The organism is Corynebacterium sp. Marseille-P4611 (assembly GCF_916618765.1).
Lineage (GTDB): Bacteria > Actinomycetota > Actinomycetes > Mycobacteriales > Mycobacteriaceae > Corynebacterium > Corynebacterium marquesiae.
This window is the reverse complement of sequence record NZ_CAKAKD010000001.1, coordinates 1,750,280-1,764,550: the sequence shown is the minus strand read 5'-3', so window position 1 is coordinate 1,764,550 and position 14,271 is coordinate 1,750,280. Positions and strand designations below refer to the sequence as shown.

Annotated in this window: 15 protein-coding genes; 4 read left to right on the top strand and 11 right to left on the bottom strand. The window is 57.6% G+C overall.

Annotated elements, in window-relative coordinates; all coding sequences use genetic code 11:
- Positions 1–10: 10 nt before the first annotated feature.
- The 4 genes from miaB to LG376_RS08460 form a co-directional block, all read right to left on the bottom strand.
- Positions 11–1,573 (bottom strand): tRNA (N6-isopentenyl adenosine(37)-C2)-methylthiotransferase MiaB, encoded by a 1,563-nt coding sequence (gene miaB / locus LG376_RS08475; protein WP_198493206.1) that lies wholly within the window; start codon positions 1,571–1,573, stop codon positions 11–13.
- A gap of 45 nt (positions 1,574–1,618) precedes the next feature.
- Positions 1,619–2,221 carry a recombination regulator RecX gene (gene recX / locus LG376_RS08470; RefSeq protein WP_049361204.1) on the bottom strand — a complete coding sequence of 201 codons (603 nt, stop codon included), beginning with the start codon at positions 2,219–2,221 and terminating at the stop codon, positions 1,619–1,621.
- 50 nt (positions 2,222–2,271) lie between these two features.
- The gene (gene recA, locus LG376_RS08465) at positions 2,272–3,408 is read right to left on the bottom strand and encodes a recombinase RecA (RefSeq protein WP_225746830.1); all 1,137 of its coding nucleotides are present in this window, start codon (positions 3,406–3,408) and stop codon (positions 2,272–2,274) included.
- 182 nt (positions 3,409–3,590) lie between these two features.
- Positions 3,591–3,806 carry a DUF3046 domain-containing protein gene (locus tag LG376_RS08460; protein ID WP_005325117.1) on the bottom strand — a complete coding sequence of 72 codons (216 nt, stop codon included), beginning with the start codon at positions 3,804–3,806 and terminating at the stop codon, positions 3,591–3,593.
- 163 nt (positions 3,807–3,969) lie between these two features.
- Between LG376_RS08460 and LG376_RS08455 the strand changes: the two genes are divergently transcribed.
- Genes LG376_RS08455 through LG376_RS08445 form a run of 3 tightly spaced genes read left to right on the top strand, consistent with a single transcriptional unit; the run spans position 3,970 to position 5,857 of the window.
- Entirely contained in the window at positions 3,970–4,533 is a 564-nt protein-coding gene (locus LG376_RS08455; protein ID WP_225746829.1) for a biotin transporter BioY, read from the top strand.
- Positions 4,533–5,225, top strand: a complete 693-nt coding sequence (locus tag LG376_RS08450) for an energy-coupling factor ABC transporter ATP-binding protein (protein ID WP_225746828.1) — start codon at positions 4,533–4,535, stop codon at positions 5,223–5,225. The genes LG376_RS08455 and LG376_RS08450 overlap by 1 nt, the downstream gene beginning before the upstream one ends.
- 11 nt (positions 5,226–5,236) lie before the next feature.
- On the top strand, positions 5,237–5,857 hold the full coding sequence (locus LG376_RS08445; RefSeq protein ID WP_023021358.1) for an energy-coupling factor transporter transmembrane protein EcfT: 621 nt from the start codon (positions 5,237–5,239) through the stop codon (positions 5,855–5,857).
- 78 nt (positions 5,858–5,935) lie between these two features.
- On the opposite strand, the gene LG376_RS08440 is transcribed toward LG376_RS08445, so the two are convergent.
- The 4 genes from LG376_RS08440 to pgsA form a co-directional block, all read right to left on the bottom strand.
- Entirely contained in the window at positions 5,936–6,796 is an 861-nt protein-coding gene (locus LG376_RS08440) for a PspA/IM30 family protein (RefSeq protein WP_225746827.1), read from the bottom strand.
- 182 nt (positions 6,797–6,978) lie between these two features.
- On the bottom strand, positions 6,979–7,341 hold the full coding sequence (locus tag LG376_RS08435) for a helix-turn-helix domain-containing protein (protein WP_225747372.1): 363 nt from the start codon (positions 7,339–7,341) through the stop codon (positions 6,979–6,981).
- Positions 7,342–7,367: 26 nt separating this feature from the next.
- Positions 7,368–7,865: a CinA family protein gene (locus LG376_RS08430; RefSeq protein ID WP_225746826.1), complete on the bottom strand. Its 498-nt coding sequence runs from the start codon at positions 7,863–7,865 to the stop codon at positions 7,368–7,370.
- Positions 7,866–7,872: 7 nt separating this feature from the next.
- Positions 7,873–8,457 carry a CDP-diacylglycerol--glycerol-3-phosphate 3-phosphatidyltransferase gene (gene pgsA, locus LG376_RS08425; RefSeq protein ID WP_049377432.1) on the bottom strand — a complete coding sequence of 195 codons (585 nt, stop codon included), beginning with the start codon at positions 8,455–8,457 and terminating at the stop codon, positions 7,873–7,875.
- 59 nt (positions 8,458–8,516) lie between these two features.
- Between pgsA and LG376_RS08420 the strand changes: the two genes are divergently transcribed.
- Positions 8,517–8,804: a YciI family protein gene (locus LG376_RS08420; RefSeq protein ID WP_225746825.1), complete on the top strand. Its 288-nt coding sequence runs from the start codon at positions 8,517–8,519 to the stop codon at positions 8,802–8,804.
- Here the strand turns inward: LG376_RS08420 and LG376_RS08415 are convergent.
- From LG376_RS08415 to LG376_RS08405, 3 genes are all read right to left on the bottom strand, one after another.
- A complete protein-coding gene (locus LG376_RS08415) occupies positions 8,801–9,922 on the bottom strand; it encodes a TerC family protein (RefSeq protein ID WP_225746824.1) in 1,122 nt (373 codons plus the stop codon). The genes LG376_RS08420 and LG376_RS08415 overlap by 4 nt on opposite strands.
- 169 nt (positions 9,923–10,091) lie before the next feature.
- On the bottom strand, positions 10,092–13,418 hold the full coding sequence (locus tag LG376_RS08410; protein WP_370633404.1) for a DNA translocase FtsK 4TM domain-containing protein: 3,327 nt from the start codon (positions 13,416–13,418) through the stop codon (positions 10,092–10,094).
- Positions 13,419–13,634: 216 nt separating this feature from the next.
- The gene (locus LG376_RS08405; protein ID WP_225746822.1) at positions 13,635–14,270 is read right to left on the bottom strand and encodes a TIGR03085 family metal-binding protein; all 636 of its coding nucleotides are present in this window, start codon (positions 14,268–14,270) and stop codon (positions 13,635–13,637) included.
- Between the last annotated feature and the right edge of the window lies 1 nt (position 14,271).

The following is a 14,271-nucleotide window of genomic DNA, read 5'->3' as shown; positions in this document are numbered from 1 at the left end:
TACTCCCCTGCTAGCAACCGCAGGAATCGCCAGATTCGGCCGCTGCGGGCTTGCCAATCGACGGCAATCCCAGACCGACGCCGATGGGTGCGGTGGTAGGCGTTTCGCCGGCAGCAGACATGTCCCCGGCCTTGGTACGGGTGTGGGAGGTCACGGCGGCGTCGGCAAGCAAGAAGAAGGAGCCCGCACCGGTGACCTGGGTATGCACCACATCGCCAGGGCGAATCTCCGCCGAAATATCCGTGCCATCCGAATCAACCGGGGTAAAGTGCACCAGGCGGCCATCGCGCGCACGGCCGGTCATGCGGTGGGTTTCATCGTTCTTGCGGCCACCTTCGGCCTGCACCAAAAGCTCCACATCCGTGCCGATGAGCTTCTTGTTTTCCTCTGCCTGAATGCTATCTTGCAGGGCAACGAGACGTTCGAAACGATCCTGGACGACCTCCTTGGGAATCTGATCCTCCATTTCCGCAGCCGGGGTTCCCGGGCGCGGCGAATACTGGAAGGTAAAGGCCGAGGCAAAGCGAGCGCGGCGCACCAATTCCATGGTGTCTTGGAAGTCTTCCTCGGTCTCGCCCGGGAAGCCCACGATGATATCGGTCGTGATTGCGGCGTGCGGAATCTTGTCCCGTACCTCGTCCAAAATCCGCAGGAACTTCTTGGTGCGGTAGGAACGACGCATGTCCTTAAGGACCTTGTCGGAGCCAGACTGCAGCGGCATATGCAACTGCGGGCACACGGCCGGGGTCTCGGCCATGGCATCGATGACGTCGGAAGTAAACTCCGCCGGGTGCGGGGAGGTAAAGCGCAGGCGTTCAAGGCCTTCGATCTTGCCGACCTCGCGCAGCAGCTTAGAAAAGGCGAAACGGTCGCGTGGCATGTCGGGATCGGCGAAATTGACGCCATAAGCATTGACGTTTTGTCCCAGCAGGGTGACCTCGGATACGCCCTGGTCTACCAAGGCTTTAACCTCGGCCAAGATATCGCCGGGCCGACGGTCCTCTTCCTTGCCGCGCAAGGAAGGAACAATACAGAAGGTGCAGGTGTTATTGCAGCCTACAGAGACAGAAACCCAGCCGGCATAGGCAGACTCACGCTTGGCTGGCAAGACCGACGGAAAAGCCTCGAGGGAATCAACGATTTCCACCTGTGCCTCATCGTTGTGTCGGGCGCGCTCCAGCAGCGTCGGCAGGGCCGCCATATTGTGGGTGCCAAAGACAGCATCTACCCACGGAGCATTGTCTAGGACGGTGTCCTTGTCTTTCTGCGCCAAGCAACCACCCACGGCAATTTGCATACCGGGATGATTTTCCTTTGTCTTCTTCAAGGCACCCAAGGTGCCGTAGAGCCGCTTATCGGCATTTTCGCGCACGGCGCAGGTATTAAAGACGATGAGATCTGGCTCCACGCCTTCACCGGCGGCCGCGTAGCCGGCCTCCTCCAAAAGGCCAGAGATGCGCTCGGAATCGTGCACATTCATCTGGCAGCCGAAAGTTCGGACTTCATAAGTACGGTTATCTGCGATTGTCTGCTCCACGTCGGCATAGTTTAGCCATGAAGCTAGGCATCTCATAACTGCCGGACTTGGCCATTCCGGCGCTACCCTGCCTTGGCCGTATCAGTCCTCTGCGCGCAGTTCCGCGCACCGCGCGTCAAGCGCTGCGATTGCGATCTGCAATGACATTCCTTCATTGAAGCCGCGGCGTGCCAGCACACCCACGATGCGGCGTAGAGCCTTGTCGCGCTCCTTGCGATCCGGCGGGACGGTCTTAATGGAGCGAGCCTTCTTTTCCGCAAGGGCCTGCGCCATGGCTTGTTCATCGGCAGGGTCAATTTGCTCGAGGGCCTCAGCACGGTCGGCCTCGCTCACGCCCTTTTCCCGCAATTCCCTGTTGAGAACCGTACTGGACTTGCCGCGCCGCTTATGCCGTTGGCGCACCCACTCGTGTGCAAAGGCTGCGTCATTCACCAGCCCCACGTGGGCTAAATCATCTAGCACGTCCTCAACGATATCTGGCTCAAACTCGGCCTTTACTAGACGATCATAGAGCTCTTTCCGGGACCTAGAACGCTGATCCAAAAGGCCCAGTGCCCGAGAGCGGACCTTGGCCTTGGCTTCCTCTGCCTCTCGATCAAAAAGCCCACCCCCAGCTGCTCCATTCTCATAGGCCTCGAGGGCCTGACGGAGTTGGGCGAGCTTTTCGGGGGCGGGCTGATTCATGATGCAGATTCAAATAGTACGCGGACTGTGTGGGGACGGGTTAGACGTTTCTAGTCGTCGTCAAAATCGACGTTTGGAACGAGATCCACGGACTCATCGGTCAATGGGTCATCGGCGCCAGGAACGTCCATCGCAGCACCTTCCTCGCCTTCGGCCGCGGCCTCGCCGATACCGAGCTTCTGGAAAATCTTCTGCTCGATTTCATTGGCCAGATCCGGGTTATCCTTCAGGAAATTACGCGCCTTCTCCTTGCCCTGGCCCAACTGGTCGCCTTCGTAGGTAAACCAAGAGCCGGACTTGCGGATGAAGCCGTTTTCGACGCCAAGGTCAATGATGGAGGACTCGCGAGAGATGCCTTCGCCATACATGATGTCGAACTCGGCAATCTTAAATGGTGGCGAGACCTTGTTCTTTACTACCTTGAGCTTGGTGCGGTTACCGATGGCATCTTGACCATCTTTTAAGGTCTGGATGCGGCGGATATCGCAGCGCACGGAAGAGTAGAACTTGAGCGCCTTACCACCGGTGGTGGTCTCTGGCGAGCCGAACATCACGCCAATCTTTTCGCGCAGCTGGTTAATGAAGATAGCGGTGGTACCGGAGTTGTACAGGGCACCGGTCATCTTGCGCAGCGCCTGGGACATCAGGCGAGCCTGGAGGCCGACGTGACTATCGCCCATCTCACCTTCAATTTCCGCCTTCGGGGTAAGGGCAGCTACGGAGTCAACGACGATGATGTCAATTGCGCCGGAGCGCACCAGCATATCGGCAATCTCCAAGGCCTGCTCACCGGTATCTGGCTGGGAAACCAAGAGGTTATCGGTATCCACGCCAAGCAGGCGTGCATACTGTGGGTCGAGCGCGTGCTCGGCGTCAATAAACGCGGCAATGCCGCCGTTCTTTTGCGCGGATGCAATAGCGTGCAGCGCAACAGTGGTCTTACCAGAAGACTCCGGGCCATAAATCTCTACGATGCGCCCGCGCGGGAAACCGCCAATACCAAGAGCGACATCGATTGCGGTATTACCGGAAGAAATGGCCTTAATCGGTGGGCGGTTGTCATCGCCCAGGCGCATCACAGCGCCTTTGCCGTAATCCTTCTCAATCATGGCCATTGCGGCATCGAGGGCCTTTTGGCGGTCATCTCCCTTAGAGGCAGCAGAAGAAGACTTCTTTTTGGTTGCCATTAACTTTCATCCTTATCTTTAACGACGATGTACTAACGCATTATTAGACTGCCGTGGAACTCAAACGGTTCCCTCCGTCAACGCCATCCCACTGTAGACGACTGCATCGACACTTCCGCCATCTTACATACATCTGTTCGAATTTTGAAAGTGAACACGCCAGTCCGTCAAATTCGACGCCGCTATAAAGTAGGGTAATCGACCCCCAACCTGCGCTCCTTCGGTACATCAAAGTCATCGCACAGGCTCAGCCAGACGCGACGCGGATCGACGCCGCGTTCGATAAGCTCATCGGGTGTCGCCCCGAGGTCAGGCAGGACATGGGAGTGGCTAATCCACTTTCCCTTAGACTCGCCAAATTCATCCACAATGAGCTGGTGATACTCGGTCAATCGCATGCGCGCCATCCTACTCAGCACTAAAGCACAGGCGCCAGAGGTCTAGAAAGCGTCGATTGGGAGCCCGCCGCAATGGCCCTGCCTCACAAGTATCAGCCTCGGATGAACACCGTTCAAAACCCTCAATTGTCTGCAGTTTTCATGCAGTGCTAACCTCTTGAACATGAAAAAGAACTCTCTGGCAACCACCATTGCCTATGTTGCCGTGTTTACCGCTCTCGTCATCGTCCTTGCCTTCGTGTCCATCCCCATCGGTTCGGCCGGCGTGCCCATCGTGTTGCAAAACGCAGCGCTGATCCTCGCCGGCCTTATTTTGGGTAGCAAGCGCGGCGGTTACGTGGGACTCCTCTTTTTGTTCCTGGGCCTTGCCCTCCCAGTTTTAGCAGGTGGCGGTACTACGCTGCGTGCCTTGGCAGGCCCAACCGCGGGCTACATCATCGGCTATGTTCTCTCGCCAGCGATTGCAGGTGCAATTGCCTACCGCTCCCCTAAGAACAAGGGTGGCATGGCGGTCATACTTGCCATTGCTGCCATTGTCGGCCTTGCCGTCCAATACATCTGCGGCGCCTTTGGTCTCATGATCCGCTCTGGCTTGGAAATTGGCCCAGCCTTCGCAGCGCAATTGCCCTTCATCCCTGTCGATGCCGGAAAGCTTGTCGTTGCCGTCATCATCGCTCTCGGTGTTCACTCGGCCTTCCCCGATCTGATGGGACGAAAGGCCGCCTAGTGCCCACGATCGAATTTTCCTCGGTCTCGGTGGCTTTTGATGACACCGTGGTGCTCGAGGACATCAACCTCACCCTCACCGAACAGCGAATTGGCATTATCGGCCAAAACGGTGGCGGAAAATCCACCTTGACCAGGCTCATTAATGGGTTGGGCGAACCTAGTGAAGGTACGGTGACGGTGGACCAGATGGACGTCGCCAAGCAGGGCAAAAAGGTGCGCGAAAAGGTGGGGTTTGTCTTTTCGGATGCCGAAAACCAGATTGTCATGCCCAATGTGCGCGATGACGTCGCCTTTTCGCTCCGCCGCTTTAAGCTGCCCAAACACGAGCGCCTCGCCCGCGTGGATGCTGCCCTCGAACGCTTCGGACTCGCCGACTTTGCTGAGCGCTCACCGCACACGCTGTCTGGCGGACAAAAGCAGCTCCTTGCGCTGGCAGCGGTCATGGTCATCGACCCGATACTCATCATCGCTGATGAGCCCACTACCCTGCTGGATCTGCGCAACCGCGATCGAATCAAAAGAGAATTCGCGCGATTGGAACAGCAACTAGTTGTGGTGACGCACGATCTGGACTTTCTGCGCGATTTTGATCGGGTCATTTGCATCGATGACCACCGCATCGCCGCGGATGGCCGGCCGGCGGAGGTCATAGATTTTTACCAAGACCTCATGGCCCAGCGGCCGCTGTAGGGAGAATTGTCATGCAACGACGCACGAATCTCCCACTTTCCGTCTATGTTGATGGCACCAGTTTTGTTCATCGCATCAAACCTAGTTGGAAGATCGCATTCCTTTTAGTCTTTATCCTGGTCACCAGCATCTTTTTCAAGTCCATTCCGTGGGCAGCAGGCGGGGTCATCTTCGTTGTCATCCTCTATGCTTGTGCACGGATCCCACTGGGCATTGCATGGAGTCAAATCTGGCCGCCTCTCTTTTTCCTAGTCCCCTTGGCAGGCTTTCAATGGTGGGCAAAGGACTTCGACTATGCGGCGGTGATGTTCCTCAATGTCTTCGCCGCTATGATGGCTGCCTTCTTGCTCACGCTGACCTCCACGGTAGATGAAATCATGGAGTCGCTGGAAGAGTCGCTGCAGCCCCTAAAGCGACTAGGAATACCGGTAGAAAACATCAGCTTGGCTATGTCACTGACGATTCGGCTCATCCCGCTGATGTTTGAAACCGTCTACGAAGTCCTCGATGCCCGCAAAGCGCGCGGCGCCGGGATGTCCCCGCTGGCATTTGGCACCCCCGTTATTATTCGCTCCATCCGGCGAGCGCGCGCGATGGGGGAAGCGTTGCAGGCCCGCGGCGTCGGCGACTAGCAGCATAAGTTATCGCCTCCCTTGCACCACCACATGATGGCCGAGGGAGGCGATAATTATTTAGAAGACAGTCGGGGATTACTCCCCACGCAGCTCACGCAGACGGGCCTGCACAGCATCGTTGTTGGCACTGCCGGGCTGAGCAGCGTTGTCGGCAGCAGAGCCAGAAGCTTTATTGCCCTCAATGGCCTGGGCCTTATTGCCTTCCACGGACTTAGAAGAGTTCATTTCACTGCGAATCTGCTCCAAGCGGGAATGACCGGCCATCTGAATACCAGCTTGTTGTACCTCGGCCATGCGGTTTTCCACGGAGTTCTCAGCAAGCTCAGCCTGGCCGAGTGCCTTGGAGTAACGGCGCTCAATCTTATCGCGCACAGCATCCAGAGACGGCGTATTGCCATTGGCAGTCAGCTCGTTCATGGAGTTCAAAGACTCAGAGACCTTTTCCTGCATCTTTGCCTGCTCCAGCTGGGAAAGCAGCTTGGAACGCTCATTGACCTTTTCGCGCAGCGCGGCGTTATTACGCTGAACCGCATTCTTGGCCTTTTCTGCCTGCTGTAGTGCCTGGTCGTGCAGCTTCTTGGTATCCTCCACGGACTCCTCAGCCGTAACCAGCTGGGCGGCGAAGGCCTCGGCCGCGTTCTCATACTCCACGGCCTTATTTTCATCGCCCTTGGCACGGGCCTGATCAGCCAATTCCAGAGCCTGGCGAGCATTGCCCTGCAGCTTTTCTACCTCTGCCAAACGGCGGTTAAGCTGCATTTCCAACTGACGCTGGTTACCAATCACGGCGGCTGCCTGCTGAGAAAGCTCTTGGTGCTGGCGCTGAGCATCCTCAAGAGCCTGCTCGATCTGCACCTTCGGATCGGCGTTTTCCTCGATCTTATTATCGAAGAGAGCCATCAGGTACTTCCAGCCCTTAACAAATGGGTTCGCCATGGTGTGCTTCAACCTTTCTAGGTTAAAAATGTGCGTAATGTTCTGCTGTTTATACTAGCGAAGCGCTGTTTCCACCGCTTGTACTCCCCGCGGTCGCGGGCGCTTGCCGACGCCCCCTTAACCACCACAGCCGACCTTCCTCGCAAGAGAATAGGCCGGCTGTTGACATAGACCGCTATGGGCTAAAGCTCTGATGCGGCAGGTGCCGTATGGGCTAGCTCCTCATCCATGGAGGGCAGGGCCATGTAACCGGCCGCTTCAATCAATACGTCCGAGACTGAGCAATCCAGCGCGTGGCACACGGACGCAAGAAGCTCAGAGGAGACCTCCTTGCGGCCGCGTTCGAGCTCTGACAGGTAACCCGGCGATACGCGGGCCGCTCCGGCCAATTCGCGCAGGGTCACTCCTTTGTCCGCGCGGAAGGCGCGCAGCGTCAACCCAAGAGCCTCACGCAAAAGCGGCTCAGGGGTACGAGCAGTGGCGGGCGCCGCTGGTGCAACAGCGCCGTTTACCGGGTGTTCGAGGACTGCAGTAGAAGTGTTCATCACTATGGTCAACGCTCCTTGTCTCGCTATTGTTCCCGCAGTGCCGGATTTTCTTCCACAGTTGCGCACAGTAGACGCAAGGCGGCTGCGACCGTGGCCTCTCTAATTTCGTTGCGCTCCTTGCCCAATCCGGATAGCAACTGGGAGAAAGCGACTCTGCCAGGAGAATAGATGCCGATATATACGGTGCCCGCCGGCTTGCCTTCTTGTAGGTCTGGTCCTGCCACTCCGGTAAGGCCTATCCCCCAATCCGCAGCGGTTTCTGCCACTGCCGCGCGGGCCATAGCAAGGGCGGTCTCCCCAGAAACCACTCCGGCTGCTTCGATATCGGCTACCGGTTGGTGCAAAAAGTGGGACTTCACCTCGGTGGCATATGTTATAAGCCCTCCGCGCAAAACAGCCGAGGCTCCAGGGACAGAAGCCACCGTGGCGCTGGCCAACCCAGCAGTAAGTGACTCACAAAAGGACAAAGTCTCGCCGCGCTCAGTGAGCTCGGATACGAGGCGGGCCGCCATGGTGCTCATGAACTACCTAGCTATTCTGCTTCTTGCCGTCGATAAGGTATTGGACGCCGGTAACTACGGTCACCACTGCGGCCAAGAGCATCACTAGGAAGGTAGGTACGTTCATCCACTCCGGCAACGGCCACAAATACAGCCCGACTGCCAAGGATTGCAATACAGTCTTCAGCTTGCCGCCCTTCGAAGCAGGTACCACCTTGCCGCGGCGCAACAAAACCATACGCCAGATGGTGATACCGAACTCACGGATGAGAATGACCACGGTAATCCACACTGGCAGCACCCCGATGAAGTTGAGGCATACCAGTGCGGTAGTCATAAGCGCTTTATCCGCGATGGGATCAGCAATCTTGCCAAAATTGGTGATAAGGCCACGGGCACGTGCGATGTCCCCGTCGAGCTTATCTGTGAGCATTAAGGCGGCGAATAGGCCAAAAGCCCACCATTCATGGCCGGCAATAACTAGCCATGCGAAAACCGGAATGAAAAGAATGCGCAGGCTGGTGAGAAGATTTGGCAGGTTCCAATTGGACACCTGTGGATTCACATCCGAGGATTGCGCTGACTGTGTTCCGGGTTGATTCACGTTATACATACTACCTGTTAGCACCAAGCACCTGCGCTTGGATGCCCCTGCATTTTAAAATGCGTAGCATGAAGTATTTTGCTGTTAGCTACGACTACAACCCCAATAATCCTGGGATTGCTAAGGCTCGCCCCGCGCACCGCGAGTTTACCGCGCAACTTTTTGAGGAGGGCACCATCATTGCCACCGGCCCCTTGACGGATTCCAAGGGCGGCGCACTCATCATCGTGGGGCTTGCCGACGACGCCGTGGTCGCCGACGCCATTGCCCTCATGGACAACGACCCCTTCTACCAGGCGGGCTGCATCACCGGCCGCAGCTTCCGCGAATGGAATCCCGTAAACACCCGCTTCTAGTGTGGTAGCTCTTCCTTGGGCAGGTCTTCGGCCTTGCCCAAGAATTCGCCCCTCTTGTTCCGGACGATCTTATTGCCTTCCTCGTCCCAGTCGAAGTGATTGTGCGATACCGGCACTCCGCCTTGGTTCTCATCGCGTTTGTTCTTAATAATCGAGGCGATAACCGTAATAACCAGTACACCCACGATCACGATAAGTGAGGTGATGGTGGAAAATTCTGGGATCGACTCCACGTTCTCGCCGCCGTTTACAAACGGCAAGTTATTCTCATGCAGCGCATGGAACATGAGCTTTACACCGATGAAGCCCAAGATGATACCCAAACCATAGGGCAGGTACACCAAACGATCCAGTAGGCCATCCAGCAGGAAGTACATCTGGCGCAATCCCATGAGGGAGAAAGCATTCGTGGTAAAGACCAAGAACGCTTCTGAGGTAATACCGTAAATGGCTGGGATGGAGTCGAAGGCAAACATCACGTCGATAAGGCCAATGGACACCAACGCAATAAATAGCGGGGTGAACGCAAATTTCCGCTTGCCCGAGGAATCTTCCACGCGGTGCGTGAGCTTATCGCCGTGGTAGCGCGGGGTGACGTGGACTACCTTGCGGATCAGCTTGATGATGGCCATGTCATTGGGATCGGTTTCGGGGGCATCCCGAATCTCATCGACGATGAGCTTGATCGCTGTGTAGATGAGAAATATCGCGAACAGGTAGAAGATATCGGACCATGCCGCGATGACCGCAGCACCCAAAAGGATAAACACCAGGCGGCATGCCAAGGCAATAACGATACCGATGAGCAATACCTTTTGCTGGTACTTACGCGGGATCTTGAAGGCGCCCATGATAAGCGCGAAAACAAAGAGGTTATCTACGGATAGCGCCTTCTCTGTCACGTAACCCGTGAGGTATTGGATGCCGTGCTCGTGGTCCCATATGGCCCACACGCCGGCACCAAAAAGTAAAGCGATACCGACATAGAATAGGGTCCAGAACCCAGATTCCTTCAGCGTCGGCTCGTGCGGGGTGCGCACGTGGGAGTAGAAATCAAAAACAAAGAATCCAAGAATGACGACGATGGAAATCGCCCAGATCCACAATGGCACATGCATTGGTACATCCCTCCGGTCGAAGATACAACAAAGTAACCGGAGGTCTCCCCCGCCCGGCTAGATAGCTGCAGCCGGGCCGACACGACCGGGAGCGTAACGCTTCCGTGCTGACGATCAATGCCGAAGGATGGGGTACTCCCCTCCAAGACCCGTCCAACTCTACACGAGCTTAGAAGGCACCTGTCGAAGGGTTATACGTTGCCTGGACGGTACGGGTGTCCTCGGCATCGCCCTGCGGGGAGGAATCGGAGCCAGCGGAAGAGGCGGCGTCGGAAGTAGCGGCAGCTTCGTCCTGCTCTTGCTGTTGCATCTCCTCCTGAATTTCCTTCGGCGCCTCGGCAGGATCAGCGCCCTTGATCATCCAGATGATGGTATCGAGCTCTTCCGGCTTCACTAGTACCTCGCGGGCCTTGGAGCCCTCTGATGGACCGACGACGCCACGAGATTCCATGAGGTCCATGAGACGACCGGCCTTGGCAAAGCCGATGCGCAGCTTGCGCTGGAGCATTGAGGTCGAGCCCAACTGGGCGGTGACCACCAGCTCGACGGCTTCGAGGAGGTCGTCCATGTCCTTGCCAATTTCCTCATCGATTTCCTGCTTGGCCTCGGATTGCTTCTCTTCAGTCACGCCCTCGGTGTAGTTCGGCGCGGCCTGCGACTTGGCGGCATCGACAACCGCCATGACTTCATCGTCCGAGACGAATGCGCCCTGCATACGCACAGGACGCTTGCCCTGCGGAATGAAGAGGCCATCGCCCATACCAATGAGCTTTTCCGCGCCACCCTGGTCCAAGATAACGCGAGAGTCCGTCAGGGAGGACGTCGCAAAGGCCAAGCGTGAAGGCACGTTTGTCTTAATCAGACCGGTCACCACGTCAACGGACGGGCGCTGGGTTGCCAGCACCAGGTGAATTCCGGCGGCACGCGCTTTCTGGGTGATGCGGACGATGGAGTCCTCAATCTCCTTTGGCGCAGTCATCATCAGGTCCGCCAGCTCGTCGACGACACAGACGATGTACGGGTACGGGCGTACCTCGCGCTCGGAGCCTGCCGGTGCCTGATATTCGCCGGAGACCACCTTGCGGTTATAGTCCTCAATCTTGCGCACGCGAGCAGCCTTCATATCCATGTAGCGCTGCTCCATCTCCTCCACCAGCCACTGCAGGGCTGCTGCAGCCTTCTTCGGCTGGGTAATGATGGGCGTGATCAAGTGCGGAATGCCCTCGTACGGGGTAAGTTCCACCATCTTCGGGTCCACCAGGATGAGGCGAACCTGCTCAGGGGTGGCTCGGGTTAGCAGCGAGACCAACATGGAGTTGACGAAAGCGGACTTACCGGAACCGGTAGCACCGGCGACCAGCAAATGCGGCATCTTTTGTACCGAGAACGAGGTGTATTCGCCTTCGATGTCCTTGCCCAAACCGATGAGCATGGGGTCCGGGGAGCTGGTCATGCTCGGCGCATCAAGCACCTCGCGCAGGTGCACCATCTCGCGGTCCGGGTTCGGGACCTCAATGCCGACGGCCGACTTGCCCGGGATGGGCGTGAGCAAACGTAGATTATCCGTGGCCACGGCGTAGGCCAGATTGGACTGCAGGTTCGTAATCTTCGATACCTTAACGCCTGGTCCCAGCTCGATTTCATAACGGGTAACTGTTGGGCCACGGCTAAAGCCGGTTACCTGGGCATCGACCTTGAACTCTTCGAAGACATCGGTGATGGCCTCAATGATGCGGTCATTAATCTCCGTGCGCTCCTTTGCTGGAGTACCCGGGGTCAGCAGGTCCGTGGTAGGAACCGCGTAATTCTCATTGCCAAACTGCGCGGACGGCGCAGGAGCGGCAGAAGTTCCCGTTTCCCCTGCTGCCTCGGCTGCGGGCTCGGTGGAGTCCACCTGTGCACCGGTCGTAGCGTCGCGTCCGGAGCGCTCGCGGAAGAGTTGGCGGGCCTTCTCGTGCGCGGACGAGACCACATCAGCGCCTCCTTCCACCGCAGATCCAGCAGCGCCTGCAGCTGCACCGGCTGCTGCAGCGCCAGCGGCACCGGCAGCACCCGCAGCAGCAATCTTTGCTTCGCCACTTGCAGCTCCAGCAGCACCCGCGGCGCCCGCAGCCGCACCAGCGGCCGAGCCAATGGCGTTACCGGCGGCGGTGCCAGCATCAGAGCCCGTCGCCGTAGCCGAGCGAGTGGAAGCAGAAGTGGGACGTTGACGAGTAGTGCCCAGCACTCGGGTCGTTTCTGGATGTCCGGAGTCAGGTTGTGCTGGCGATGACGCAGCGGCGTCGTCTACCACCGGGATCTCATCGGTATCCCCAATATCGCGGGAGACAGGCTTTTCAGCGGCGTTAGACACGGACTGGAACCCGCCTCGGGTTGGTGCACTAAAGGCGCGGGTGGCCTGTTCCTCCTCTGCTGTAGCAGGGGAATCCACCGGGTAAGAAGAACCACGCGGGGCGGGGTCTTCAGTGGGGCGTCGGAAAGCGCGCAGGCTTCCACCACGCTCAGAGGAACGACGCTTGGCCACAGGTCGTGCTGGGCGCTCGCTGCGCTCACGGCCTTCCGCTATGTCATCAATATCGCCAGTCACGTGGCCGTAGAGGTCATCGCCCTCTTCGTCGTAATAGTCTTCATCCGTACCACCAAAGCGGGAGAAGGCCGCAGCAATGGCATCAGCCACCAACTCATAGGCCTCGCGGATAGTAATGCCGGTGACTAACAAGGCGCCGTAAATAATGACGAGGAAAAGCAACGGCACTGCGACGAAAGAGGTAAAGGCCGTCTCCAGAAGGCCGCCGATAGCGTAGCCGATTACACCGCCAGCACCACCGGCGCTGTCCGGGGTAAAGCCAAGCTCAGGGGTGCCAGCAAAGATGTGGATCAAGCTGAGCATGGCAAGGACGATGATGCTGATGCCGCCCACAATGCGCGGCTTAAAGTGCCCCGCTGGGCCGGAGATATCCATCATCAAGGAGATGGCCAAGGCCACCAATGCCACCGGCAGCACCCAGGCACCTGCACCAATGACGTAGCGGACGATATTGCCCACCCAGGCGCCTACCTGGCCGGCAACGCCAAACCAGACGGTAGCCGCAAGCACGATGGCGATGCCGATTAAAACGAGCGCCACCGCATCAGGATTTTTCACCTGAATACCGCGTGATTCTTCCTCGCTTACTTCCATGGTAGAAAGTTCTTCTTCCGCGGCTACATCGCGCGCCCGAGTAACCTTGCTCTTCTTCTTTTTCTCCCCGCGTGCAGAAATTTCTTCCGGCTCCCTCGTCGTCTCGTACTCCTCGGTGTCATATACGTCTTCGCTGGGCTTGAGCCCCGCCACGCCATGGCTTACGCCCCGCGCCATATTTCCCATGCTGCGGGCCGTGGCACCAAAGGCAACGCCTAAGCCCTTGCCGACGGCCCGGAACGCACTGCCCGTACGCTCCTGCGAGGTCGCCGCCGCGCGCCGATGCGAAGACGTCATAGCCAGGTTTTCCGGCATGCCAGCACCGGACCGGCTGCGGCCCGACGGCCGTGAACGATTCGACTTTCGGCGCGTTCCGCGCGAAGAGGCATTTTTGACAGACATGCCTCTACTTTAACCGGGCCACCCCATAAATAACATTAGCCACACGCGTTTCTTTAACTCCTAGACCTCAATCTATCGGCATACACCTCAGTCACAGCCTGCAGTTAAGGATAAACACTTAAATCAAGTTTAGATATTTGACTTTACAATCTTCTCGGTATCCCCTTCGACCTTAACTTCAGCAGCATCACGCCCGAAGGACCAGAGGATGAGCTCGCCTACCTCGCCTGAAACACGGACGACGGCATCACCCTTATCCGCCACGCCATGCGAATCGGCGGCCACGATTCGCGGTAAACCTTCCGGCTGCAGAATAACCGGACGTTCAGATTTGCGCAGAGCCAGCTTAGCCAAGGGCTTTAGGTAGCTATGCATCTGTTGCTTGATGCGTGCCGAAAAGTCGCGTGGGCCCATGCCGTTAGCCCGGCGAATGTCTTCGTGGTGAACAAAGTGCTCCACAAAGTTTTGCTGTGCATCCACAAACCGGACGGGGTTATAGGAAGCAGGCCCCCTCCCCCAGTCATCAACCAACTCAGCAAAGTCGCGCTCGGCCACCTTGCGTGATTCCTTTTCAAGACGGCCAGACAGTGCTTTAACGAAGATACCGGCGGCCGCATCGGGGCGATTTTCCCGCACCCACAGATGTACCGCTAAGTCGCGGGTTGTCCAGCCCTCACACAAGGTGGGGGCATCGGGGCCAAGCTTATGAAATAGCGCTACCATCTTGGCGCGCTCAGCAGAAGAAAACGACATAAGCCCCAGCATA